This is a genomic window from Mycobacterium sp. SVM_VP21 (assembly GCA_024758765.1).
Lineage (GTDB): Bacteria > Actinomycetota > Actinomycetes > Mycobacteriales > Mycobacteriaceae > Mycobacterium > Mycobacterium heraklionense_C.
Genome location: CP101406.1, coordinates 4,395,363 through 4,418,829, shown reverse-complemented (window position 1 = coordinate 4,418,829; position 23,467 = coordinate 4,395,363). Strand labels below are relative to the sequence as shown.

The following is a 23,467-nucleotide window of genomic DNA, read 5'->3' as shown; positions in this document are numbered from 1 at the left end:
CGCTTAGCCGGTAGTGACCTTAGACATCGAAAGCCATCGGTTTGATCCGGGCAAGTTACCCGTGATGGCCGGTGCTGACCACCAGGCGTCCGGTGGTCTGGCGAGCGGCCATGCGCTCCAAGGCATTCGGCAAGTCTGTCCAGGGAACCTCGGCGCCGACGACGGTGCGGATCTTGCCGGTGCGCAGCAACTCCAGGATTTTCGCGTGAGCGTCAAGTCCCTCGGAGCGGGCCGGCCAGTTGAAGCCCAGGGTGCGCCGGATCGCCACCGGGTCGTTGACGTAGACCAGGCATACCCCGCAGACATCGAAGTTGCTGTAGGCGATGGGCCTCGGCGAGAGGTAGTCGCCGTCCTCCAAGGCGATGTCCTGGGCGAATCCGGCCATCAGGTACCGGCCGTTCAAACCCATGCACTTGAAGGTCTCCACCGCGACGTCGCCGCCGACCGCGTCGAACGCGACGTCGACACCACGGCCGTAGGTCAGTTCCACGACCTGTTGCGCCCAGTCGGCGTCGCGGTAGTTGATCGCGTGGTCGGCGCCGAGTTCCTTGCAGAACTCCAATTTCTCTTCGCTGCCGGCGGTGGCGATCACCCTGGCGCCCAGCGCCTTGCCGAGCACCATGGCACCGGATCCGGTGCCGCCCGCGGCGGCATGCACCAGCAGGGTCTCCCCCGACTTGAGGCGGCCACGCTCGCGCAACGCGAACCAGCCCAGGTGGAACGGGTAATGCAGGGCGGCGCCGTCGACGTCGCTGACCCAGTCCGGCAGGTCCAGCGCGGTTGCCGCGTCCACGATCGCGTAAGAGGCGTAGCCGCCGAAGGCCATCACCGGGATGCCGACAATGCGCCGGCCGATGAGATGTTCAGCGCCCTGGCCGGCACTTTCCACGACTCCGACGGTCTCCATGCCGGGCACGAACGGCGGCTGCAGCGGCAGGGTCGTGTATCGGCCACCGATGATGTCAATGTCGTTGAAGTTGAGGCAGAACGCGTTGACGGCGACCCGGATTTCGCCGGGTCCGGGGGCGCGCACCTCGACGTTTTGGCGGGCCAGCACTTTGGCGGGGTCACCGAGTGCGGTGGCGACCCAGGCGTCGGCGGTGATCGGTTGGTTCATGGTTTTCTCCCGTTAGTCGTGAACGAATTGGTTTCGGTAGGCACGCAGGCGGTTTGCCACTTCGTCGGCGTCTAGTCCCAGATCGGCCGGCTGGTAGTCCACTGCGCCGTAGCGCCCGCGGGGGTGCTCGACGCAGAACTGCGTCATTGCTTCTTTGGCCCGGGTGTCCAGCGGCTGGCCCGCGAGCTCGTAGATGGCAGCGACGGTTCCATCCTCGTCGGCCATGAAGTCCTCGAAGCGCACATCGACCGACTGCGCCGCCGGCAGCACATCGCGGTCGCGCAGGCAGCCGGTGAGCAGATCGTCGGCTCGGTCCAGCCAGTACTGCGAGATCTTGACCGGATCGGGTTGGTCGCAGGCCATGCGCGCCGCGTAGCTGATCATGGTCGCCATCGATCGGGTCACCTCGACTGGATCCCGATGGGTGACAACGAAAGTGGCGTCGGGAAATGTGGCATACAGCGCGGGGAACTGCTCTAGATGTTGTGGTGATTTGAGCACCCAGCGGGTCCCGCCGCGCAGCCATTGCAGCGCCTGCAGGGTGCGCCTCATGTAGGCGTACGACGCGGTCTGATCGTGGGTCTTGTAGTGCTGCGCGAATGTCGGTAGGTAGTAACTACATTCGAAGAGCATTCCAGAGATGTCGTTGCCCAGCAGCTGGATCTCTTCGTGTGCGTGGTCGACAGTCATGTCATGCATGCGCTTGAAGTCGGGCATCGAGGTGTTGATCAGATCCAGGCCGACAGCGCAACGATCACGCCTGGCCTGCGGATCGGGTTCGCCCGGGGTGGCGACCGGCTCCATGCTCTCCCAATAGGGCAGGTAGCGCAGGGCCGGATCGGCGGCGATCAGGTTGTGCAAATGGGTGGTGCCGGTGCGCGGCAGCCCGCAGATGATGATCGGGCGTTCGATCTCGACGTTTTCGATCTCGGGGTTGGCCGCGATCAGATCTTCCAGCCGAAGCCGGTTGACCAGATGGCCTACCAGTTGTTCGAACGCCATCGCTCGGCCGACGCCGGACAGGTCGGCTTCGGCGTTCAGGGAACCGCACAACACGTCGAGGCGTTCGCGGAATCCGTTGTCGCCCCAGTTGTCCAGGCCCGTGCGTTCAGTCGCGGCCTGCAGCAGGGCTTCGGGTGTGAGTTGCAGGACCGCGCCGTAGCCGGCCAGGCCTTCGCGCATCGGGCCGGCAGCCTCGGGAAAGATCGGGTTGGCAAGGTCTTCAAGGCGGATGGCGCCGGGCCGCGTGCCGGCGCTCACGAGGCCAGCTCTGCGACGTCGACGACCCGGCAGGTCAGTGGGTCAGGGGTGGCCTCGGGCAAGAACCAGCGCAGCCAGATCAGGCCTTTCGACCGGCCGGCGGTGGACACCCAGTTCGGATGCCCTGGATCGGTTTCGCTGATCACGATCTGCCAGGACCCGTCGGGGGCGTAGCTGACGTGCGCGCCGTTGATGGTGACCCGCTCGCGGGTGTAGTCGTAGGTGTGCAGGAACGGATTCCACAGGCACAGGTTCCAGAACACACACTCCGGTGAAGTTCCGTCGATGACCAGCGCCTGGCCGGGTTGCAGTTCGTAGGCGCCCATCGAATAGGCGGCATCGCCTGCGGCCCAGCCCACGGTGCGGCTCGGAACCGGGTAGGGCTCCTGCAGCACGTTGGCCGGCAGCCGCACGGGTGCCATCGCCGCCTGCTCACGAATCCAGGTGCGGGCCGCGCGCATCCGCCGGGTCAGGTCGGCCCGGCTGTCGGGGCGCCGCGGCGTGTCATCGAGCGCCTCGATCTTCCACTGCACCCGCGCATCGGCGCCGGGGTCGGTGAGGTAGTCGCGGGTCAGGATGAACACGGCGTCGGGCTCCAGCTTGAGCCAATTACCTTGCTGCTCTTGGGCGCTGATGACGAATTCGAAGTTGCCGTCGGCGTCGCATCCCAGGTCGCGGTCGTTGATGGTGTCGATGATGCGGTCGCTGTAGCGGCCGTCGTCCGGACCCCCGTAGACGGTCATGGACAGATAGACCGCGTCGCCGCGGTTGCCGGTGACCCGATAGCTGCGGCTCGGGTCGATCGGCGCCAGCTGGTAGAACGCGTCCGAATTGTCGCCGCCCCACTTGAGGTAGGGGCCGATCACGTCGACCAGGATCGGCTTGTCCGCATCGCCCCAGATGTAAGCTTCCGAGGCGACCCGCAGCAGGCTCAACGCCCACCGATAGCCGTCCAGGACGTCGGCCTCCTCCAGCGGCGGATCGGCAGTCAGCAGGCGCTGCTCGACGGCTCGGACCTCGTCGAGGAGGTCGCCAAACGCGACGGACAACTCGTCACTCATCCCGGTTCTCCTTCTTTCTCATTCCCTGCAGCAGCAGGGTGCACAACCTGTCGGCAGCGGCGTCGACCGTTTCGGTGGCCAAGACTTGGGCGATGTAGAAGCTGGTGCCCACCAAGGCGTCGTAAGCGATCTCGACATCGATGTCGGCATCCAGCACGCCTTGGTCAATGCCGGCGCGAACCAGCACGCCGAACGCGGTGCGGGTCGTCTCGTCGAGCAACTGTTGGGTCCGGATGAACAGTTCGGGATCACGGTGGCGATCGGCCAGTATGCCCAGCGCCGCGGCGGCCACGTCCGGTGCGCGCCAGAACTCGAAAACGCCGGCAACGAATTGACGTAGGTCGGCTTCGAAGTCGCCCGAGCTGGTCAGCACGTCACCGACCTCGGCGGCACCGAAGACCGCGTCGAACACCAGATGCGTCTTCGACGGCCAGCGCCGGTAGACGGTGGGGCGGCTGATATCGGCCTCGCGGGCGATCGCCTCGATGGACACCTGGTCGTAGCCGTCACGGGCCAGCAGTCTGCGGGTGGCTTCGGTGATGGCCTGTTCGGTGCGCGGGTCACGTGGGCGCCCGCGACCGGCCGGGGCCTGGTCTGGGCTTGCCGTCACTAGGGCACCCGCTGTCGGCGACTCACGGTCTAAACAATTACATTACGTAACGTAATTAGTCAACGGTTCTATCAGAACCCGACTGCGCAGGTCAGAAGGTGTAACGGTGGTACTGCGACATGTTCGCCACCGCCGGAATCAACGACATCGCCTTACCCAGCGCCCGGTAGGCGCGCGGCAGTTGAGCGAAGGTGGCCGACTCGAACCAGCGCTCCCATTGCAGGAGTCGGGTGCCCGGTACCGCCGCGAGAATGTCGTCAGGGCCGTTGATCGCCCAGTGCAGCGTCGCCCCGGATTTGCGTACCACCGCGTTGGACCATTGCGACTTGATGCCCAGCCAGTTGAAGGCGTCGAACTGCAACTCCCCACTCGGGGCGTGCTCGACGACCCGGCGCAGCAACGCCACACCGTCGGATTCGGTCAGATACATCGTGAGGCCTTCGCCCAGCATCAATGTCGGACGGCCGGTGGGTATTTCAGCGAACCATGCCGGGTCGGTGACCGACGCTGCCACTACGTGATTGTGGCGTCGTTCGGGAAGCAGCTGCCGGCGCAGGTCGGCCACGGACGGGTAATCGATGTCGTACCAGTCGACTCCATCGCCGGGCTGCAACCGGAAGTATCGGGCGTCGAGCCCACAGCCCAGGTGCAGCACCACGGCATCGGGGTTAGCCGCCAGGAATCCGCGGGCCCAGGTGTCGAAGTGTGCCGAGCGGGTAGTCACCGACGGCGATCGAGCCGCGGTGATGGTGGTCTTGCGCCAGTCGTAGTCGATGCGTGCGACCACATCTTTGGCGTAGCGGTCTCCCAGGATGGGTTCGGGCAGATCGGCATCCAGCGCCTTGGCGTACAGCGTCGCGAGCATGGTCTGCGGGGACCCGCTCAGGTCCACCCGCGCCTTGTCATCGGTCATGCCAATCCACGCTAGCGCCGCCGGCGAAAACCGCGCGGAGCTGAACGCCGGTCGGCGTGGTGTTCAGCCCTACGGCGTTATCCACTGACGTTCAACCGCTTTGACCAGCGCGGTCAGTGTGGAATTCACCGGGACCTGCTCCCCCACCTGCGCGGCCGTGCGCACCACGGCGCCGTTGATGACGTCGATCTCGCTGACTCTGCGGGCCAGGTGATCCAGCAGCGCAGACGGTTTGGCGTTCGGCATCTGCGCCCCGAAGGCCCGGACATGCGCGACTGGGTCTGCCACGTCGATACCGATTCCGGCAGCGCGGGCCACCGTCCAGGCCTCGGTTGCGGTGGCGCGGCTGACCGGTCCCATATCTGCGTCGTCCATGACCTGCCCCACCGTCATGCCGGTCAGCGCGCACGGCGCGCTGTAGGCGGCGTTGCAGATCAGCTTCTCCCATTGCATGGCGGCGATGTCGGCGACCGCGGCCGCGTCGAATCCCGCCTCCGCCCACACCGCAGCGATCTGCTCGACAGTCGAAAACGGCAGCGCCGCATAGGCGCCGAACCGGACGGCACGCATCGCGTTGTGGTGCACATGCCCCGGGGCGGGACGCGAGGCGCCGAAGCCACTGGCGATGCCGACCGCCACTCGGCCTGCGCCGACGATGTCGGCGACGGTGTCGGCCGACCCGAGTCCGTTCTGGATGGTCAACACCGGCGTGTCCTCGCCGAGCAGCGGCAGTGCCTGGTTGGCCCCGGTGGCGACGTCGGCGGCCTTGACCGCCAGCACCACCAGATCCATCGGCTCGGCCGGCGCGGTGGTGGTAGCGCGCATGGGGACCACTTGGTCAGGCTGCGGTCCGCTGATCCGCAGGCCGCCCTCGGCGATGGCGTCGACATGCTGGGGTGACCGGTCTATGGCCAGCACATCGTTGCCGGCCGCTGCCAATCTGGCGGCGTAGATGGAACCCATGGCGCCGCATCCGATGACCGCGATCTTCATCTGCTCATCCCACCAGGTCGGCAATCACGGTGGCCAGGTCGGGCTTCTCCTCGAGCCCGAAGCCCGGCGCGTCGGTCGGCGCGATGGTGCCCTCGGCCAGCACACAACCCGGTGCGTAGCCGCCGAACGGTGCGAACACCCCGGGGTAGGACTCGCAGCCGCCCAGTCCCAGCGCGACCACGATGTGCAGATTGATCAGGTGCCCGCCGTGTGGGAAGGCGAAGCGGCGATCGAAGCCGTGCGCTTCGAGGGTTTCGATCATCCGGGCGTATTCGGTCAGGCCGTAGCTGAGTCCGGCGTCCATCTGAAAGATGTCGGTGCCCGGCCGCATGCCGGCGTAGCGAACCAGGTTGGTCGCATCGCGCACCGAGAACAGATTTTCTCCGGTGGCGATGGCACCGTCGTATGCCGCGATCACCGCGGCGTTCAACGCGTAGTCGAGCGGGTCACCGGGCTCTTCGTACCAGCGCAAGCTATACGGGCGCAGCGCTTGTGCCCACTGGATCGCGTCGGCCTCGTCGAATCTGCCGTTGGCGTCGACAGCGACTCGGGCTCCGCTGCCGACGATGTCGATCACTGCTTCGATGCGCGCCAGGTCCTCGCTCGTCGACGCGCCACCGATCTTCATCTTGACCGCGTCGTAGCCTATGTCGAGATAGCCGCGGATTTCGCTGCGCAGCCGATCCAGGCCGGCCGTGGTGTCGTCGCCCGGGTAGTAGTAGCCGCCGGCAGCATACACCGGTACGGCGGCGGCGACGGTGTCGCGACCGAAATACCCGGCAATGGTGCGGTAGGCGGGCTCGTCGGCGAGTTTGGCGTTGAGGTCCCAGCATGCGAGTTCCAGTGCGGCTGCCGCTCCAGCCCGGTCGCCGTGCCCGCCGGGCTTCTCGTCGGCCAGCGCGCAGCCCAGCACCCGCGCGGGATCGATCCGGCCGGCGTCGTCAAGCAGCGACTCCGGCTTCGCGCGCAGCACGCGCGGGATCATCCGGTCGGCCAGGATGCCGCTCTGGGCGAATCGGCCGATGGAGTTGAATGCGACGCCGGTCACCGGTTTCCCGTTGCGGATCTGATCGCTGATCACCGCGACCAGTGACACCGTGTGCCGAGAGAAATCCACCAACGCGTTGGCGACCTCGCCGCGCAAGCGCACCGGCGTCTCGATGATCTGGGTGATGCGCATGCGGTGTCAGTCCTCCTGGTGCGTCAATCCGCTCGCCGCAGGATGGCTTCCGCGTGCCGCAGCACCGGGGAATCGACCATCTGTCCTTCGAACGCGAACACCCCGCGCTCGGACTGCGCCGCGGCGAGCACCCTGCGCGCCCAGTCAACCCGTTCCGGGGCAGGCCGATAGGCGTCGCGGACCACCGCGATCTGGCTCGGGTGGATGCACACCGTAGCAGCGAATCCGACCGCGGCGCCATCGAGCGCTTCGGCTTTGAGCCCGTCGAGGTCGCCGATGTTGAGGTAGACGGCGTCCAGCGCGGCCCGGCCGAACGTCGATGCCGCCAACAGCACACTGGAGCGCACGTGCCGGGCTACATCGCGATACCGGCCATCAGCGTGCCGGCTGGAACCTCCGCCCATGGCCGCGACCAGATCTTCGGCACCCCACATCATCGCGACGCATTGCTGCGCGGCGGCGATCTCGGCGCAGAACACCGCGCCGCGTGGGGTCTCGATCAGGGCCACCACCTGCCGGGGTGCCAGTGCGGCGACCTCAGCGGCGGATTCGGTCTTGGCCAGCATCACCGTGGTGTAGGCGGTGTCGGCCAGGGCCTCCAAGTCGCGAGCCTGGTCCTCGGTCCCGGCGGGGTTCACCCGCACCACGGTCCGCTCCGGGTCGAGGGGGGTGCTGCGCAGCGCTTCGCGGGCAGCGGGCCGATCTGCCGCGGCCACACCGTCTTCCAGGTCCAGGATCACCACGTCGGCGACCGCCGCCGCTTTGCCGTAGCGCTCCGGGCGGTCCGCCGGGCAGAACAGCCAGGCCGGGCCGGTGCTCACTGTTGGTCCTCGGGCCGCTTGCGCACCAAAGTGGTGCGCACCGCGCGGGCGACGATGTCGCCGTTCTGGTTACGCCCGACGTGTTCCAACGTCACGATGCCCTCGCCGGGACGGCTCTTGGACTCCCGCTTGTCGGTGCACACCGTCTCGGCATACAGCGTGTCGCCGTGAAACACCGGCTTAGGAAACGACACCTCCGAGAAGCCCAGGTTGGCCACGATGGTGCCCAACGTCAGCTGTGCCACCGACAGGCCGACCAGCGTGGAGAGGGTGAACATCGAATTCACCAGGCGCTCACCGCGAAAGCCCGGCTGCTGGGCCGCCCACGCCGCATCCAGGTGCAGCGATTGGGTGTTCATCGTCAACGTGGTGAACAGCACGTTGTCGGCTTCGGTGATGGTGCGTCCGGGCCGGTGCAGGTAGGTGGTGCCGATCTCGTATTCCTCGAACCACAGCCCGCGCTGCTCGACCGTCTTGCTCACACCGCTTCCCTTCTCCTGCCCCGTTTCCCTTCGTCGAGTGGCAATCTCACGACGCGACACGCCGTCGCCCCGTCGTGAGATTGCCACTCGCGGGTCTTGCTCATTACAACCCCAACGATCGTGCGATCAGCATGAGCTGCACCTCGGTGGTGCCCTCGCCGATCTCGAGGATCTTGCTGTCGCGGTAGTGCCGGGCCACCGGGTATTCGTTGATGAAGCCATAGCCGCCGTGGATCTGGGTGGCGTCGCGAGCGTTGTCCATCGCTGCCTCCGAGGAGATCATCTTGGCGATCGCCGCTTCCTTCTTGAACGGCTTGCCCGCCAACATCTTCGCGGCGGCGTCGTAGTAGGCGGTCCGGGCGACGTGGGCACGTGCCTCCATCCGGGCGATCTTGAAGCTGATCGCCTGGTAGGAGCCGATGGTCTGGCCGAACGCCTCACGCTCGCCGGCGTACTTGACGCTTTCGTCGACGCAGCCCTGCGCCACCCCAGTGGCGACCGCGGCGATCGCGATGCGGCCCTCGTCCAGGATGGACAGGAAGTTCGCGTAGCCCCGCCCTTCTTCGCCGAGCAGGTTGGCCTGGGGAACACGGGCGTCGGCGAAGGTGAGCGGGTGGGTGTCCGAGGCGTTCCAGCCGACCTTGTTGTAGGCCGGTTCCACGGTGAATCCCGCTGTGCCGGAAGGCACGATGATCGTGGAGATCTCCTTGCGTCCATCAGGGCGGGTGCCGGTGACGGCGGTGACGGTGACCAGCGAGGTGATGTCGGTGCCGGAGTTGGTGATGAACTGCTTGGTGCCGTTGATGACCCACTCGTCGCCGTCGAGGCGGGCGGTGGTGCGGGTGCCGCCGGCGTCGGAGCCGGCGCCCGGCTCGGTCAGGCCGAAGCCGGCCAGGGTGCGACCGGTGACCAGATCCGGCAGCCAGGTCTGCTTCTGTTCTTTGCTGCCGAACCGGTAGATCGGCATCGCGCCCAGGCCCACGCCGGCCTCCAACGTCATCGCCACCGACTGATCGACCTTGCCGAGTTCCTCCAGGGCGAGCGCCAGGGCGAAGTAGTCGCCGCCCATGCCGCCGTACTCTTCGGGGAAGGGCAGGCCGAACAGGCCCATCTCCCCCATCTTGGCGATGACTTCGTAGGGGAAGCTGTGTTCTTCGTCGTGTTTGGCCGCCACCGGGGCGACGACGGTGCGGGCGAACTCGGCGACGGTGTCGCGCAGGTCCTGGTAGTGGCTCGGCAGGCTTCCTGCCTCCGTCGTGGTCATTTCGCTTCCTCGGTCTCTCCGTCCGGGATCAGCCGCGCCAGCACCTGATCCACCTTCACTTGCTCGCCCACGGCAACCAACACCTGCACCCGGCCGCAAATCGGGGCGGTCAGGGTGTGCTCCATCTTCATCGCCTCCACCACCACCACCGGGTCACCTTCGCCGACAGCGGATTCCGACTCCACAGCGACGGCGATCACGGTGCCCGGCATCGGGCTGGCGATCTCTGCGCTGCGGGTTGCGCCGCCGCGGTGCACCCGCACCACTTCGGCCTCTCGCAGCTGCCAGGTTCCGCGTTCGTCGCTGATCCACAGTTGACCGTCGTCCTCGGCGAACAGGTAGCGGCGTTGCCGCCCGGCCACGGTCGCGATCAGCTGATCGCCTTCGACATGGGCGCTGGCGCTCTGGATCTCGCCGTCGCCGATCTGCACCTGCGCGGCGTCGGGCAGGCCCCACACCGACACCGTCTCGGTGCGCAGTGGGGTGTGCATCTCGGTGCGCACCGGCGCCGCCGCGCCGATGCGCCATCCGCTCGGGGCCGCCCACAGCGATTTCGGCGCGGTTTCGCCCGCTGAGCGGTGATTACCGCGCCGAAATCGCCCGGACAACGCCCACTGGCGATAGAGGCCACCGGCGGCCAACACATCGTCGGGGGCGGGCATCGGTGTGAAATCGCCCGACCGGGCGTCCAGCAGCTCGGTGTCCAGGTCACCGGCGACCACCCGCTCATCGGCCAGCAGAAACCGCAGAAACTCGATGTTGGTCTGGACTCCGAACACCGCCGTGCCGGCCAATGCCGCATCCAGGCGCGCCAGTGCCTGCGCCCGGTCGGAGCCGTGCGCAATCACCTTGGACAGCATCGGGTCGTAGTCGCTGCCGACGACGGTGCCGTCCTGCAACGACGAGTCCACCCGCACCCCCGCGCCGGGTCCATGCGGCCGTCCCAGCTTCGCCTCTCCTCCGTCGAGCCTCGCTGAACCGCCGGCGGGCTCGTGCACCGCCAATACTCGTCCGCCGGTGGGCAGGAAGCCGCGAGCCGGGTCTTCCGCATACACCCGGGCTTCTACTGCGTGCCCGGTGAAGGTGATGTCGTCCTGGGTGAAGGACAGTTTCTCCCCGGCGGCCACCCGCAACTGCCACTCGACCAGGTCCAGGCCGGTGATCGCTTCGGTGACGGGGTGTTCCACCTGCAACCGGGTGTTCATCTCCATGAAGAAGAACTCATCCGGACGATCGGCGGAGACGATGAATTCCACCGTGCCGGCGCCGACGTAGTCCACGCTGCGGGCGGTGTTGCAGGCCGCCGCGCCAATCCGGTCCCGGGTGGCGGCGTCCAGCAGCGGCGACGGCGCCTCCTCGATCACCTTCTGGTGGCGTCGCTGCAGGCTGCATTCGCGTTCGCCGAGATGCACCACGTTGCCGTGGGTGTCGGCGAGCACCTGCACCTCGATGTGGCGCGGCCGCAGCACGAATCGCTCCAAGAACAAGGTGTCGTCGCCGAACGCCGAGGCCGCTTCGCGCCGTGCGGTGGCCAGCGCCGGGCGCAGTTGAGCCGGGTCTTCGACCAGGTGCATGCCTTTGCCACCACCGCCGGCCGACGGCTTGATCAGCACCGGGTAGCCGATCTCGCCGGCCGCGGCCACCAGGTCGTCATCGGACAGACCAGGTTTGGCGATACCCGGAACCACCGGCACCTCAAAGGCGGTGACGGTGTTCTTCGCCGAGATCTTGTCGCCCATCACCTCGATGGCCCGGGCCGGCGGCCCGATGAAAACCACTCCGGCCCGCTGGCAGGCGGCCGCGAAGCCGGCGTTCTCGGAAAGGAATCCGTAGCCGGGGTGAATGGCTTGGGCGCCGGTGGACGCAGCGGCCTCGAGCACCTTGGGTATCGACAGGTAGCTCTCCAGCACCGGCGCGGGACCAAGCCGCACCGCGGTGTCGGCTTCGCACACATGGCGCGCCCCGGCATCGGCGTCGCTGTAGACGGCTACGGATCGGATGCCCATCCGGCGCAGGGTACGGATCACCCGCACCGCGATCTCACCGCGATTGGCTATCAGTACGGTTTCAAACATCTGCGCTCACATCCGGAATACGCCGTAGGAGACCGGGTCCAAAGGCGCGTTCGAGCAGACCGAAAGCGCCAGGCCCAGCACTGTTCTGGTGTCAGCCGGGTCGATGATCCCGTCGTCCCACAGCCGGGCGGTCGAGTAGTACGGGTTGCCCTGCACTTCATATTGCTCGCGAATCGGGGCCTTGAAGGCTTCCTCGTCGGCCGCCGACCACGGCTTGCCGGCGGCGTCGAGCTGATCGCTGCGCACGGTGGCCAGCACTGACGCGGCCTGCTCGCCGCCCATCACCGAGATCCGGGCGTTGGGCCACATCCACAGGAACCGCGGCGAGTACGCCCGGCCGCACATGGAGTAGTTGCCCGCCCCGTAGGACCCGCCGATCACGACCGTCAGCTTGGGCACGCGCGCACACGCCACCGCGGTCACCATCTTGGCGCCGTGCTTGGCGATGCCCCCGGCTTCATAGTCGCGGCCGACCATGAATCCGGCGATGTTCTGCAGGAACACCAACGGGATCGAGCGCTTGTCGCACAGTTCGATGAAATGCGCGCCCTTGAGCGCGGATTCACCGAACAGCACTCCGTTGTTGGCGATGATCCCGACCGGGTGGCCGTGGATGCGCGCGAACGCGGTCACCAGGGTTTTGCCGTACTCGGCCTTGAACTCGCTGAACTCACTGCCGTCGACCAGCCGAACGATCACCTGCCGCACGTCGTAGGGCACCCGTGGATCCGGGGGAACCACGTCGTAGAGCTCGGCCGGGTCATGCCGAGGCTCGACGGAGTCGCTGATCTCCCAGGGACTTTCGGGGCGCGGCCCGAAAGTCTCCGCGATCTGGCGCACGATGCGCAGCGCGTGCTCGTCGTCGTCGGCGAGGTAATCGGTGACCCCGGAGACCTTGGAGTGCAGGTCACCGCCACCGAGTTCTTCGGCAGTCACCACTTCGCCGGTGGCTGCCTTCACCAGCGGCGGCCCGCCCAGGAAGATGGTGCCCTGCTCCCGGACGATGACGGCCTCATCGCTCATCGCCGGGACGTAGGCGCCGCCGGCGGTGCACGAACCGAGCACCGCTGCGATCTGTGGAATGCCCGCAGCGCTCATGGTGGCCTGGTTGTAGAAGATCCGGCCGAAATGCTCACGGTCGGGGAAGACTTCATCCTGGCGAGGCAGGAACGCTCCCCCGGAGTCCACCAGGTACAGGCAGGGCAGCCGGTTGCCCAGTGCCACCTCTTGGGCACGCAGGTGCTTCTTGACCGTCACCGGGTAGTAGGTGCCGCCTTTGACGGTGGCGTCATTGGCGACGATCACGCATTCGCGGCCGGACACCCGCCCGATGCCGGTGATGATCCCCGCCCCGGGGCACTGGTCGTCGTACATCCCGTCGGCAGCCAGCGGCGCCAATTCCAGGAACGGGCTACCGGGGTCCAGCAACCGGTCAACCCGGTCGCGTGGCAACAGTTTTCCGCGAGCCACGTGGCGCTGCCGGGATTGCTCGTTGCCGCCGAGGGCGGCCGCCGCCAGCTTGGTGTTGAGTTCAGCGACTAGGCGACGGTGCTCGTCAGCGAATGCCGGTGCTGTCATGACAGTGCCGAAAGATCCAACGGAGCGTCGGTTTTCGCGACGACCTCGTCGACGGAGACGCCCGGGGCGGTCTCGACCAGTTTCAGGCCGGCCTCGGTGACGTCGATGACGGCCAGGTCGGTGATGATCCGGTTAACGCAGCGGGCGCCGGTGAGCGGCAACGTGCACTGCTCGACGATCTTGGCGCTGCCGTCTTTGGCGGCGTGTTCCATCATCACGATCACGCGGCGCGCTCCGTGCACCAGGTCCATCGCCCCACCCATGCCTTTGATCATCTTGCCGGGGATCATCCAGTTGGCTAGGTCGCCGGCGGCCGAAACCTGCATGGCGCCAAGGACCGCCACGTCAAGATGGCCACCGCGGATGACCCCGAACGACGCCGACGAAGAGAAGAACGACGCGCCGGGCAGGACCGTCACCGTTTCTTTTCCGGCGTTGATCAGGTCGGCATCGAGGTCTTCGCGCAACGGGTAGGGACCTACCCCGAGGATTCCGTTCTCCGAGTGCAGCACCACGCTGACACCGTCGGGGATGTGGTTGGGAATCAAGGTGGGCAGTCCGATGCCGAGGTTTACGTACTGCCCGTCGCGCAGCTCGGCGGCCACCCGTGCGGCCAGTTCATCTCTGGTGAGGGTCACGAACGCACCGTCTCCCGCTCGATTCGCTTAATCGGATTGGGCACGTGCACCACTCGGTGCACGAAGACTCCCTGGGTGTGCACCTCGGCGGGGCAGATCTCGCCGGGCTCGACCAGGTGCTCAACCTCGGCGATGGTGATCCGGCCTGCCGCAGCGCAGTCCGGGTTGAAGTTGGCGGCGGCCTCGCGATAGACGAGGTTGCCGTGCCGGTCACCCTTCCAAGCGTGCACCAGCGCGAAGTCCGTGCGGATCGCCCGCTCCAAGACATAGGTTCGGCCGTCGAACTCCCGGGTCTCTTTCGGCGGCGAGGCGACCGCCACCCCGCCGGCGCCGTCGTAGCGCCACGGCAAACCGCCGTCGGCAACCTGGGTACCCACACCGGTCGGGGTATAGAACGCCGGGATGCCGGCGCCGCCGGCACGCAGCCGCTCGGCCAGGGTCCCCTGCGGGGTCAGCTCCACCTCGAGTTCGCCGGACAGGAACTGGCGGGCGAATTCCTTGTTCTCGCCCACATAGGAGCTGACGGTGCGGCGGATGCGCTTGTGCTCCAACAGCACTCCCAGGCCGACGCCGTCGACACCGCAGTTGTTGGACACCGTCTCCAGATCGGTCACCCCGAGCTGCAGCAGGGCCTCGATCAACGCCTCCGGGATGCCGCAGAGTCCGAACCCGCCTACCGCCAGTGACGCGCCGTCGGTCACGTCGGCCACGGCCTCTGCCGCCGTCGCCACGACCTTGTCTATCGCCACTCGCGCCTCCTAATTTCAGTTAATATCCATTAACTGATGCCGAAGAATACCATTCTCAAGCGGCCCTGTCAGCCGCCGCTCAAATGCTCGATCGCCTGCTGGCGCATCTCGTCCTTGCGGACCTTGCCGGTGACTGTCATCGGAAACGCGGTCACGACCCGCACGTAGCGCGGCACCTTGAAGTGCGCGAGCCGGCCGGTGCAGAATTCCCGCAGCCGCTCCACGGTCAACGGCGGCGCCCCGTCGCGCATCATCACCACCGCCATCAGCTCCTCACCGTACGTTTCGTCGGGCACGCCGATGACCTGGGCGTCGAGGATGTCAGGGTGGGTGTAGAGAAATTCCTCGATCTCGCGCGGGTAGATGTTCTCCCCGCCGCGGATCACCATGTCCTTGATCCGCCCGGTGATGCGCACGTAGCCGTCGCCGTCCATCACGGCCAGATCGCCGGTGTGCATCCAGCCGTCCGCGTCGATGGCCGCCGCGGTCTTGTCCGGGTCGTTCCAGTAGCCGGTCATCACCGAATAGCCGCGAGTGCACAGCTCGCCGACCTCTCCGCGCGGCACCATCGCGCCGGTGGCCGGGTCCGTCAGCTTGATCTCCAGATGCGGACCGACCTGCCCAACGGTCTCCACTCGCTGCTCCAGCGAGTCCTCGCTGCGGGTTTGGGTCGAGACTGGGGAGGTCTCGGTCATGCCGTAGCAGATCGCGACCCCGGTCATGTGCATGTCGCCGATGACTCGTCGCATCACCTCGGCCGGGCACGGCGATCCCGCCATGATTCCGGTGCGCAGGCTGGCGAGGTCGTAGTCGGCGAAGTCGGGTAGACCGAGCTCGGCGATGAACATGGTCGGCACCCCATAGAGGCTGGTGCACGCCTCATCGCGCACCGCTCGCAGCGTGGCCGCCGGATCGAAGCCGGGGCCCGGCAACACGATGGCCGCGCCGTGACTGGTCGCCGCCAGGCTCCCCATCACCAGACCGAAGCAGTGATACAGCGGCACGGGAAGGCAGATCCGATCCGCCTCGGTGTAGCCGAGCAGCTCACCGACCAGATAGCCGTTGTTGAGGATATTGCGATGACTCAGCGTCGCGCCCTTGGGGTAACCGGTTGTGCCCGAGGTGTATTGGATATTGATCGGGTCCTGGGCATGCAGTGTCTCGGCCACCTGCGACAGTGCTGTCGCATCGATCGGCGTGTCGGCCAGCTGCTGCCACCGGGAACCGCCGATGAACACCACCTCGCGCAAATCCGGGCATTCGGGAGCCACCTCCCCCAGCATGCCGACGTAGTCGGAGGTCTTGAAACGCGAAGCCGAGATGACCATCGCGACCCCGGACTGGTTGAGCGCATAGGCCAATTCGTGGGAGCGGTACGCCGGATTGACGTTGACCAAAATCGCGCCGATCTCGGCGGTGGCGTACTGGGTCAACACCCATTCGGCACAGTTGGGCGCCCAGATTCCCACCCGATCCCCCGTGCCGATGCCAGCATGCAGCAGCCCGGTTGCCAGCCGGCGCACATCGGCTAAGAGCTCAGCGTAGTTCCACCGCCGACCCGACGGAACGTCGACCAACGCGTCGCGATCGGCGAACGCGTTGGCGATCGTCGCTAGATTCGCGCCAATCGTCGTCTCCAACAGGGCGGGCTGGGCCCCGCCGCGGGCGTAGGACAAGGCGTCCTGTGCCGCGGGTACCGCAGTTGCCATCGGCCCCTCCACCGGTGCCGCCCGAAGCCGGATGTGTTCCGAGGCGACGGGTGTTACGTTAGTGGCCATTAACTGAGATGTCCACGATGGAGCGGAGGCGTGATGGTTTCTTCTATTCCTAAGTCCATCTCGGCCGACTCGGCGGGCAATGACGAGCCGGGAAACCGGCGCAGCCGGCTGAAGTCCGACCGGCGTAGCCAGCTGCTCGCGGCCGCCGAACGCCTTTTCGCGCAGGGCGGCTACTCGGCGGTGCGGTTGGAGGACATCGGCGCGGCCGCCGGAGTCAGCGGCCCGGCCATCTACCGACACTTCGCAGGCAAAGAAGCACTGCTGGTCGAGTTGCTGGTCGGTATCAGCACTCGATTGCTCGCCGGGGCACGCGCGGTCGAAGCGAGTGGACGCAGCCCGCAAGACGTGCTGGACGGCCTGGTCGATTTTCATCTCGATTTCGCCCTCGGCGAGCCAGATCTGATTCGGATCCAGGACCGTGACTTGGGACATCTGCCGGCCGCCGCGCAGCGCCAAGTGCGCAGCGCCCAGCGGCAGTACGTCGAGGTGTGGGTGAGCGTGTTACGCGCGCTGCACACCGGGCTGGCCGAAGCCGATGCGCGGCTGATGGCCCACGCCGCGTTCGGCTTGCTGAACTCGACCCCGCACAGCATGAAGCCCACCGGTGCCAAGTCCGCCGCCCCGGAGCACTCGCGAGCAGTGTTGCGGGCAATGACGATCAGCGCGCTGGGCGCGGCCGCAATTTAGGCCGGGCGCGCCGACGTCCCGGCCGCAGACGCCCGGCGCAGGTACCCTGCAAGCCATGAGGTGGGCATGAGCGATTCGTACCGACCGGAGGGCTCTCATCAGCCGTGGCAGCGCGGTGGAGCGTCCGAACCGCCGACCTCCGGCTATCCGCCCTATGTCGACCCGGCCTACGCCGGGCAGCTCCCGACGTATCCGCCCGGCTATCCGCCGCAGGCCCCTCACCCGACCGAGCAACTGCCGCGGCAGCACTGGGAGGCGGCGCCTCAGCCCCCGCCGGGTGGGCCGGTAGGCGGCGGCAAAGGCGGACCGCCGGAGCCTCCGCGGTTTCCAAACTGGCTGTTCCTGGTCGCCGGTGCGGCGGTACTGCTGGTGGTCGGCATGGTCATCGCCCTGGTGATCGCCAATGGGTCGCAACGCAATTCGGCCACCGTTACGCCGGTGACCCCGTTGCCGACGGCCCCCAGCACCCCGATTCCCAAGCGCGTCCCCACCACCACTCCGCCGCCGTCGAGGACGCCGGCGCCGAGCACCACCACCACCGCGCCGCCGCCGACTTCGACCACCGCCGGGGCCCCCGAGACGATCGTCTACAGCGTCAGCGGGACCGGCAGGGCGCTGAGCATCGCCTACATCGATACCGGCGGCATATTGCAGACCGAGTTCAATGTGTCCCTGCCGTGGAGCAAGCAGGTGACGCTGACGCCGCCGGCGACCACGGCCGCGGCGGTCACGGTGGTCAACTTCGGCGAGCAGATCACCTGCTCGGTATCGGTGGACGGCGCCCAGGTGCGTCAGCGCACCGGTTCGATCCTCACGGTGTGCGCGGCGGCCGGCTGATCGCAAGTGCGGCGCAGCCGGGCGAAGCGGGTCGCCGCCGTCAAACCCGGCTGACCCGCACGGGCAGCAGTGCCAGCAGACCCAGCAGCAGGACAGTGCACAGCCCACCCATGCCCGCCCGGTCGGTGCCAAAGACGTCGACGAAGACCGAGAACAGCCACGGCGCCAGGAACGACACCGCCCGACCGGTCATCGTGTAGAGACCGAACGCCACCCCTTCAAACCCATCCCGGCCTTCTTGGGCCATCCGCAGCAACAGGGTGCGCGCCGACGATTGGGTCGGCCCGATGAACAGGCACAGCACCAGCCCGCAGGCCCAGAACGCCCCTGGACCCGACAGCATCATCAACGTGGTGCCGGCAGCGATCATCACCACCAGTGAGCCGACGATGACGGTCTTGGACCCGATCCGGTCGTCGAGGAGACCCCCGGCGATGGCCCCGAGTGCGGCCACCACGCTGGCGGCCACCCCGAAGATCAGCACGTCGCCGGCCGAGATGCCGTAGACGTTGACGCCGAGCACCGCGCCGAACGCGAACACACCGGCCAGCCCGTCGCGGAAGATCGCGCTGGCCACCAGGTAGAAGACCAGGTTGCGGTCGCGGTGCCATTCCGCGGTGATGTCGCGCCACAGCTGGCGATAGCCGCCGAAGAAGCCGGGCCGCAGAGCCGGCGCCTGACTCTCGCCGGCCAAGCGATGCGCGGTGAGCAATAACGGCAACGCGAACACCGTCAGCCAGGCCGCGGCCAGCAGCATCGCCACCCGAACGTTGTATCCGCCTTCGGTGGACAAGCGCAGCAGGCCGCGGGTGGGGCCGCTGCCGGCGATGCAGCCTACGTAGACCAGCAGCAGCAACACCACGCTGCCGGCATAGCCGGCCGCCCAGCCGAAGCCGGAGATCCGGCCGGAGTTCTGCGGGGTCGACAGCTGCCGCAGCATGGCGTTGTAGGGCACGCTGGCCAGGTCGCCGCACGCGGCGGTCAACGCCAACAACAACAGTCCCGGAGCCAAGTAGGCGGGTTCGTCACGGATCAGGCTCATTGCGGCCGTCAATACCGCCGCGGTACCGGTCAGCACCGCCAGCGTCACGCGTCGGCGGTGCGGGGCGGCCACCCAGACCCCGATCACCGGGGCGACCGCGGCCACGGTCAGCCCGGAGATGGCCAGCGTGCGGCCCAGCCAGCTGGCCGGGGACACCTCTCCTGGCAGCTCTCGACCGACGCTGCTGGTCAGATACACCGAGTAGACGAACGTCACGACAATGGCGCTGACACCGGCCGCACCGGTGTCCCACAGTGCCCACGCTACGATCCGGGATCGCCCCGGCTTGTCCGCCCCCGGCTCGCCCATGACTGGCACTCTACGATTGCCCCATGCCAATTCCTGCTCCCAGCCCAGATGCCCGCGCTGTCGTCACCGGCGCGTCCCAGGGAATCGGTGAGGCGCTAGCCACCGAGCTGGCCGCCCGCGGCCACGCCCTGATCATCACCGCGCGCCGCGAAGATGTGCTCAACGACGTGGCAGCACGGCTGCGGGACAAGTACCGGGTCGCGGTCGAGGTACGCGCGGTCGACCTGGCCGACCCGCCGGCACGTGACGCATTCTGCGCTGAGTTGGCCGAGCGGGAGATCTCGGTGCTGTGCGCCAACGCCGGAACCGCGACGTTCGGGCCGATCTCCGGCCTGGACCCGGCGGCGGAGAAGGCGCAGGTGCAGTTGAACGCGGTGGCGGTGCACGACCTGGTTTTGGCGGTGCTGCCCGGCATGCTCGAGCGCCGTGCCGGTGGCATCTTGATCTCCGGTTCGGCGGCGGGAAACTCACCGATCCCCAACAACGCTACCTACGCCGCGACCAAGGCGTTTGCCAACACGTTCAGTGAGTCGCTGCGCGGTGAGCTACGGGGGTCCGGAGTGCACGTCACGTTGCTCGCGCCTGGGCCGGTGCGCGCCGAGATGCCCGATGCCACCGAGGCCTCGTTGGTCGACCGACTGATCCCGGACTTCTTGTGGATCTCCACCCAACACACCGCGAAACTGTCGCTGGATGCGCTGGCGCGCAACAAGATGCGCGTCGTGCCCGGGATCACCTCCAAGGCCATGTCGATGGCCAGCGGCTACGCGCCGCGCGCCATCGTCACCCCGATCGTGGGGGCGGTCTACAAGAAGCTCGGCGGGGGTTAGCGACGATCACCAGCGTGCGCTTGACGCTGATGGTGAGGGGATGCCCAGTGCGGGAAGGCCATTAAGGCTCCGGAATCTGCGCTGCGCTGCAAAGCCGTCACCCCCGGCCGTCGTTAGGAAGGCGGGTGTCTCCAGCGCTGCGGCAAAGTCGTCGCGCTTGTGAGGCGCTGGCAAGGTAACACCTACACCCGCAGCTTCTGGCAGTTGCCGGCCGAGAACTGGGCCGAAGAGCTCTTTTCAGATCCAATGTTGACTAAAACGGCAATGCATCCACTAATATCCGTATTGGCGCTCAGTTGATGCCTATAAAACGCACGGCGCTACCTCAAGGGGGTCGGAGCAATGGCTCAGCGAAACAGTAGCCGTAGATCAGGCAATGAGCGCGCAGCGCATCGCGGGCTGACCGCTGCCGTCCCAAACGAGGGCGCTGAACGCGCCGCCATCAGGACATCGCAGCGCAGGGGCGGCGGAGCCACCGACAGGCTGATCGTCTCGCTACTGATCGCCGGGACGGCATTGCTCGCCCCTCCTGCGCGCGCAGACATCGATGACATGTTCTTGGACGTAGCGGGCAGTGCGGATGCCAGCGGTCAGCTGAATTTCGCCATGGTTCCGATGGACGTGATAGGTGAGCTCCATCGGCCGGTAATCGACATCTCCATCGGGGGCGAATCGTTTTCTACCCTGGTAGACACGGGCTCCGAAGGGTTATTCGTTCCATTGCAAGAACTCGGGGGGACCCTCGGGATCCTCGAAGGTATCCTAGGTGGATATTTCGAACTTCCGACCGCCATCCATGCGGGCGATTTCAGCTTTGGCGACAATGATCCACTTTGGTATCTAACACTTCCAGTAAACCAAATTGGATTCGGCCACGACATTCAAACCGGAACCGAGCTGGTATCCGGACCAACAGAAATCCAGGTACTAATATCATCCGGGTCAGGATTTGGCGGCTGGTTCAATTTCGCTCTCGGATTGGCCTTTCCCAAAGATTTCGACTATGTCGATAAATACGGTGCAGCTTCAATCATGGGCGTAGGACTGGGCACCGGCGGCCCCGGTCCAATCGTTACCGCGGCCCTGCCAGGAAACCTCGGCACAGTCTTGGTCATCGACGAACCGGAACACCTCTTGGGCTTCGGAACGCCGCCTGGCGTTCATTGGACGGAATATTACGGCGACAGGCCGGGCGATGTCGATACTCCATATTCATCATTGTGGGTGAAGATCGGCGACCAGGCACCCGTGAAAGTACACGCACTTTGGGACACGGGTGGCGGCTGGGGGCACATTCCGTCAAGCGTCCTCGATGCCGGCCATCAGAACCTTATCGACGGGGGCGGCCTTAAAAATGGCGTACCGGTCGCTGTATATGGCGAAATCGACGGCGTAAGAAAACTAATATACTCGTTTGTAACGGATGCATATCACAACACCTACATCAACGATGATCCCGACATGAACACTGGATTCTTTCCATTCGTCAATAATATAATTGGGTTCTGCACGGCGGCAGGTAAATGCGACAGTTGATCCGCCATCGCGCCTAATTCTCCAGCGCCTGGCGGTGTTGGGCTCAACGCCTGCGGCGCCCGGTGCCCATTGCGCCGCGGGTGATCTGACCGACCACCACGGTAGTGACAGCACGGGTCACCTGCTTGCCCTCCCGGGTGGAGAGGAAGTGGGCGAGCCAGCGACCGAACCGCGTCCACCAGTGCACTTTCGGTGGCGGCGGCACTTCGTCGTATCCCAGGGGGTCGGAGGGCGGCGCACTGCCCTCCCCAGCCGCGAGCTTGCCGGACAAGATCTCGTAGGCCGACTCGCGATCCACGGTCTCGCTGTAGACGGCGTGCAGGGGGCTCGCGGTGGCCGCCGCGGTGATCGCCGCGTCGCCGACCGAGGCCATCATCGATCGCGGTGCCCGTAGCCGCGTCCAGGCGACCGGCGTCGGGGCACCCTTCTCCGACAAGACGGTGACGATCGCCTCGCCGATCCCCAGCGACGTCAGCGCCGACTCCAGGTCATACACCTTGGTTTTCGGGTAGGTGCGCACCGTTTTGCTCAGCGCCGCCTGGTCATCGGGGGTGAACGCACGCAACGCATGCTGGATCCGGGCGCCCAGCTGGGACAGCACGCTGTTCGGCACGTCGGTGGGCAACTGGGTGCAGAAGAACACCCCGACGCCCTTAGAGCGGATCAGCTTCACGGTCTGCTCGACCTGCTGCAGGAACGCCTTCGAAGCGTCGGTGAACAGCAGGTGCGCCTCATCGAAGAAGAACACCAGCTTGGGCTTGTCCACGTCGCCGACCTCGGGAAGCAGCGTGAACAGGTCGGCGAGCACCCACATCAAGAAGGTGGAGAACAACACCGGGCGGGTGGCTTGATCGCCCAGTTCCAGCAGCGAGATGATGCCGCGGCCCTGACTGTCGGTACGCAGCAAGTCCTCCGGTTTGAGCTCCGGCTCGCCGAAGAAGGTGTCGCCGCCTTCGGCCTCCAGATTGACCAGGGCGCGCAGGATCACCCCCGCGGTCTGAGCCGACACCCCGCCGAGGTTCTTCAGCTGGGGTTTGCCGGCATCGCTGGTCAAAAACGTGATGACCGAACGCAAATCCTTCAGGTCCAGCAGCAGATAGCCGTTCTGGTCTGCCCAGTGGAAGATCAGACCGAGAGTCGACTCCTGGGTGCTGTTGAGCCCCAACACCTTCGACAACAGAATGGGTCCGAAGCTGGAAATGGTGGCGCGCACCGGGATTCCAAGACCGCCGGTGCCCAGCGACAGGAACTCCACCGGGAATGCCGTCGGCGTCCAGTCGTCGCCGGTCTCGGTGGCGCGCTGGGTGATCTTGTCCCCGGCCTCCCCCGCACGCGACAGCCCGGACAGGTCGCCCTTGACGTCGGCCATCAGCACCGGGACACCGGCGGCGGATAGCTGCTCGGCGATCACCTGCAAGGTCTTGGTCTTGCCGGTTCCGGTGGCGCCGGCCACCAACCCGTGACGGTTGATCGTGGCCAGCGGGATGCGGACCTGCGCGGAGGCGTCTGCGGTGTCGTCGATCACCACCGTGCCCAATTCGAGGGCCTGGCCGTCAGCGACATAGCCCGCCGCGATCTGCTGCGCGGCGTTCGCCGCCGACTCGGGACTCACAGGTCACGACATTACTTGGCCAGTCTGTACCGCTGTGCGGCTATGGCTGCGGCGAACGGCTAACGTTGGCTCACTGTGAGTGCTGCACGAGACGA

21 protein-coding genes are annotated in these 23,467 nt (G+C 66.6%); 4 read left to right on the top strand and 17 right to left on the bottom strand.

The genetic code is table 11. The features are described from left to right. Window positions 1-55: 55 nt before the first annotated feature. The 15 genes from NM962_20705 to NM962_20635 all read right to left on the bottom strand — a co-directional run bounded on the left by NM962_20705 (window position 56) and on the right by NM962_20635 (window position 16,450). Window positions 56-1,117: a zinc-binding dehydrogenase gene (locus NM962_20705; GenBank protein UVO12264.1), complete on the bottom strand. Its 1,062-nt coding sequence runs from the start codon at window positions 1,115-1,117 to the stop codon at window positions 56-58. A 12-nt stretch (window positions 1,118-1,129) separates the two neighbouring features. After that, window positions 1,130-2,377: a sulfotransferase gene (locus tag NM962_20700; protein UVO12263.1), complete on the bottom strand. Its 1,248-nt coding sequence runs from the start codon at window positions 2,375-2,377 to the stop codon at window positions 1,130-1,132. Further along, complete coding sequence (locus NM962_20695) at window positions 2,374-3,438, bottom strand: DUF1214 domain-containing protein (GenBank protein UVO12262.1); 1,065 nt, start codon at window positions 3,436-3,438, stop codon at window positions 2,374-2,376. Before NM962_20695 ends, NM962_20700 begins: the two co-directional genes overlap by 4 nt. Next, window positions 3,431-4,048 carry a TetR/AcrR family transcriptional regulator gene (locus tag NM962_20690; protein UVO12261.1) on the bottom strand — a complete coding sequence of 206 codons (618 nt, stop codon included), beginning with the start codon at window positions 4,046-4,048 and terminating at the stop codon, window positions 3,431-3,433. The genes NM962_20695 and NM962_20690 overlap by 8 nt, the downstream gene beginning before the upstream one ends. A 91-nt stretch (window positions 4,049-4,139) precedes the next feature. Continuing rightward, entirely contained in the window at window positions 4,140-4,961 is an 822-nt protein-coding gene (locus NM962_20685) for a class I SAM-dependent methyltransferase (protein ID UVO12260.1), read from the bottom strand. Between the two features lie 69 nt (window positions 4,962-5,030). Then, window positions 5,031-5,954, bottom strand: coding sequence for a 2-dehydropantoate 2-reductase (locus NM962_20680; GenBank protein ID UVO12259.1), 924 nt, complete (start codon window positions 5,952-5,954; stop codon window positions 5,031-5,033). A gap of 4 nt (window positions 5,955-5,958) precedes the next feature. Further along, window positions 5,959-7,134, bottom strand: a complete 1,176-nt coding sequence (locus NM962_20675; protein UVO12258.1) for a mandelate racemase — start codon at window positions 7,132-7,134, stop codon at window positions 5,959-5,961. Between the two features lie 23 nt (window positions 7,135-7,157). Beyond that, window positions 7,158-7,955 carry a CoA ester lyase gene (locus tag NM962_20670; GenBank protein ID UVO12257.1) on the bottom strand — a complete coding sequence of 266 codons (798 nt, stop codon included), beginning with the start codon at window positions 7,953-7,955 and terminating at the stop codon, window positions 7,158-7,160. After that, the gene (locus NM962_20665) at window positions 7,952-8,437 is read right to left on the bottom strand and encodes a MaoC family dehydratase (protein ID UVO12256.1); all 486 of its coding nucleotides are present in this window, start codon (window positions 8,435-8,437) and stop codon (window positions 7,952-7,954) included. The genes NM962_20670 and NM962_20665 overlap by 4 nt, the downstream gene beginning before the upstream one ends. Window positions 8,438-8,540: 103 nt before the next feature. After that, window positions 8,541-9,701, bottom strand: a complete 1,161-nt coding sequence (locus NM962_20660; GenBank protein UVO12255.1) for an acyl-CoA dehydrogenase family protein — start codon at window positions 9,699-9,701, stop codon at window positions 8,541-8,543. After that, entirely contained in the window at window positions 9,698-11,776 is a 2,079-nt protein-coding gene (locus NM962_20655) for an acetyl/propionyl/methylcrotonyl-CoA carboxylase subunit alpha (protein UVO12254.1), read from the bottom strand. Before NM962_20655 ends, NM962_20660 begins: the two co-directional genes overlap by 4 nt. A 6-nt stretch (window positions 11,777-11,782) precedes the next feature. Beyond that, window positions 11,783-13,354, bottom strand: a complete 1,572-nt coding sequence (locus NM962_20650) for a methylcrotonoyl-CoA carboxylase (GenBank protein ID UVO12253.1) — start codon at window positions 13,352-13,354, stop codon at window positions 11,783-11,785. Continuing rightward, window positions 13,351-13,992 (bottom strand): 3-oxoacid CoA-transferase subunit B, encoded by a 642-nt coding sequence (locus NM962_20645; GenBank protein UVO12252.1) that lies wholly within the window; start codon window positions 13,990-13,992, stop codon window positions 13,351-13,353. Before NM962_20645 ends, NM962_20650 begins: the two co-directional genes overlap by 4 nt. Further along, window positions 13,989-14,735, bottom strand: a complete 747-nt coding sequence (locus NM962_20640; GenBank protein UVO14864.1) for a CoA transferase subunit A — start codon at window positions 14,733-14,735, stop codon at window positions 13,989-13,991. The genes NM962_20645 and NM962_20640 overlap by 4 nt, the downstream gene beginning before the upstream one ends. Before the next feature lie 74 nt (window positions 14,736-14,809). Beyond that, a complete protein-coding gene (locus NM962_20635) occupies window positions 14,810-16,450 on the bottom strand; it encodes an AMP-binding protein (GenBank protein UVO12251.1) in 1,641 nt (546 codons plus the stop codon). 102 nt (window positions 16,451-16,552) lie between these two features. Between NM962_20635 and NM962_20630 the strand changes: the two genes are divergently transcribed. Then, entirely contained in the window at window positions 16,553-17,206 is a 654-nt protein-coding gene (locus tag NM962_20630) for a TetR/AcrR family transcriptional regulator (GenBank protein UVO14863.1), read from the top strand. A 66-nt stretch (window positions 17,207-17,272) separates the two neighbouring features. Continuing rightward, window positions 17,273-18,043: an MmpS family protein gene (locus NM962_20625; GenBank protein ID UVO12250.1), complete on the top strand. Its 771-nt coding sequence runs from the start codon at window positions 17,273-17,275 to the stop codon at window positions 18,041-18,043. 40 nt (window positions 18,044-18,083) lie between these two features. Here the strand turns inward: NM962_20625 and NM962_20620 are convergent, their stop codons facing one another. Beyond that, complete coding sequence (locus tag NM962_20620; GenBank protein UVO12249.1) at window positions 18,084-19,394, bottom strand: MFS transporter; 1,311 nt, start codon at window positions 19,392-19,394, stop codon at window positions 18,084-18,086. A gap of 23 nt (window positions 19,395-19,417) precedes the next feature. Between NM962_20620 and cmrA the strand changes: the two genes are divergently transcribed. Together cmrA and NM962_20610 are read left to right on the top strand one after the other, a co-directional pair. Continuing rightward, window positions 19,418-20,224 carry a mycolate reductase gene (gene cmrA / locus NM962_20615; protein UVO12248.1) on the top strand — a complete coding sequence of 269 codons (807 nt, stop codon included), beginning with the start codon at window positions 19,418-19,420 and terminating at the stop codon, window positions 20,222-20,224. A gap of 342 nt (window positions 20,225-20,566) precedes the next feature. Further along, the gene (locus NM962_20610) at window positions 20,567-21,760 is read left to right on the top strand and encodes a hypothetical protein (protein ID UVO12247.1); all 1,194 of its coding nucleotides are present in this window, start codon (window positions 20,567-20,569) and stop codon (window positions 21,758-21,760) included. 43 nt (window positions 21,761-21,803) lie between these two features. On the opposite strand, the gene NM962_20605 is transcribed toward NM962_20610, so the two are convergent. Then, window positions 21,804-23,372: a DUF853 domain-containing protein gene (locus NM962_20605; protein UVO12246.1), complete on the bottom strand. Its 1,569-nt coding sequence runs from the start codon at window positions 23,370-23,372 to the stop codon at window positions 21,804-21,806. Between the last annotated feature and the right edge of the window lie 95 nt (window positions 23,373-23,467).

Coding starts and splice junctions, on each gene's coding strand:
- NM962_20685 (UVO12260.1), bottom strand. CDS start 4,961: ATGACCGATGACAAGGCGCGGGTGGACCTGAGCGGGTCCCCGCAGACC.
- NM962_20620 (UVO12249.1), bottom strand. CDS start 19,394: ATGGGCGAGCCGGGGGCGGACAAGCCGGGGCGATCCCGGATCGTAGCG.
- NM962_20705 (UVO12264.1), bottom strand. CDS start 1,117: ATGAACCAACCGATCACCGCCGACGCCTGGGTCGCCACCGCACTCGGT.
- NM962_20650 (UVO12253.1), bottom strand. CDS start 13,354: ATGACAGCACCGGCATTCGCTGACGAGCACCGTCGCCTAGTCGCTGAA.
- NM962_20625 (UVO12250.1), top strand. CDS start 17,273: ATGAGCGATTCGTACCGACCGGAGGGCTCTCATCAGCCGTGGCAGCGC.
- NM962_20680 (UVO12259.1), bottom strand. CDS start 5,954: ATGAAGATCGCGGTCATCGGATGCGGCGCCATGGGTTCCATCTACGCC.
- NM962_20695 (UVO12262.1), bottom strand. CDS start 3,438: ATGAGTGACGAGTTGTCCGTCGCGTTTGGCGACCTCCTCGACGAGGTC.
- NM962_20655 (UVO12254.1), bottom strand. CDS start 11,776: ATGTTTGAAACCGTACTGATAGCCAATCGCGGTGAGATCGCGGTGCGG.
- NM962_20675 (UVO12258.1), bottom strand. CDS start 7,134: ATGCGCATCACCCAGATCATCGAGACGCCGGTGCGCTTGCGCGGCGAG.
- NM962_20660 (UVO12255.1), bottom strand. CDS start 9,701: ATGACCACGACGGAGGCAGGAAGCCTGCCGAGCCACTACCAGGACCTG.
- NM962_20610 (UVO12247.1), top strand. CDS start 20,567: ATGGCTCAGCGAAACAGTAGCCGTAGATCAGGCAATGAGCGCGCAGCG.
- NM962_20635 (UVO12251.1), bottom strand. CDS start 16,450: ATGGCAACTGCGGTACCCGCGGCACAGGACGCCTTGTCCTACGCCCGC.
- cmrA (UVO12248.1), top strand. CDS start 19,418: ATGCCAATTCCTGCTCCCAGCCCAGATGCCCGCGCTGTCGTCACCGGC.
- NM962_20630 (UVO14863.1), top strand. CDS start 16,553: ATGGTTTCTTCTATTCCTAAGTCCATCTCGGCCGACTCGGCGGGCAAT.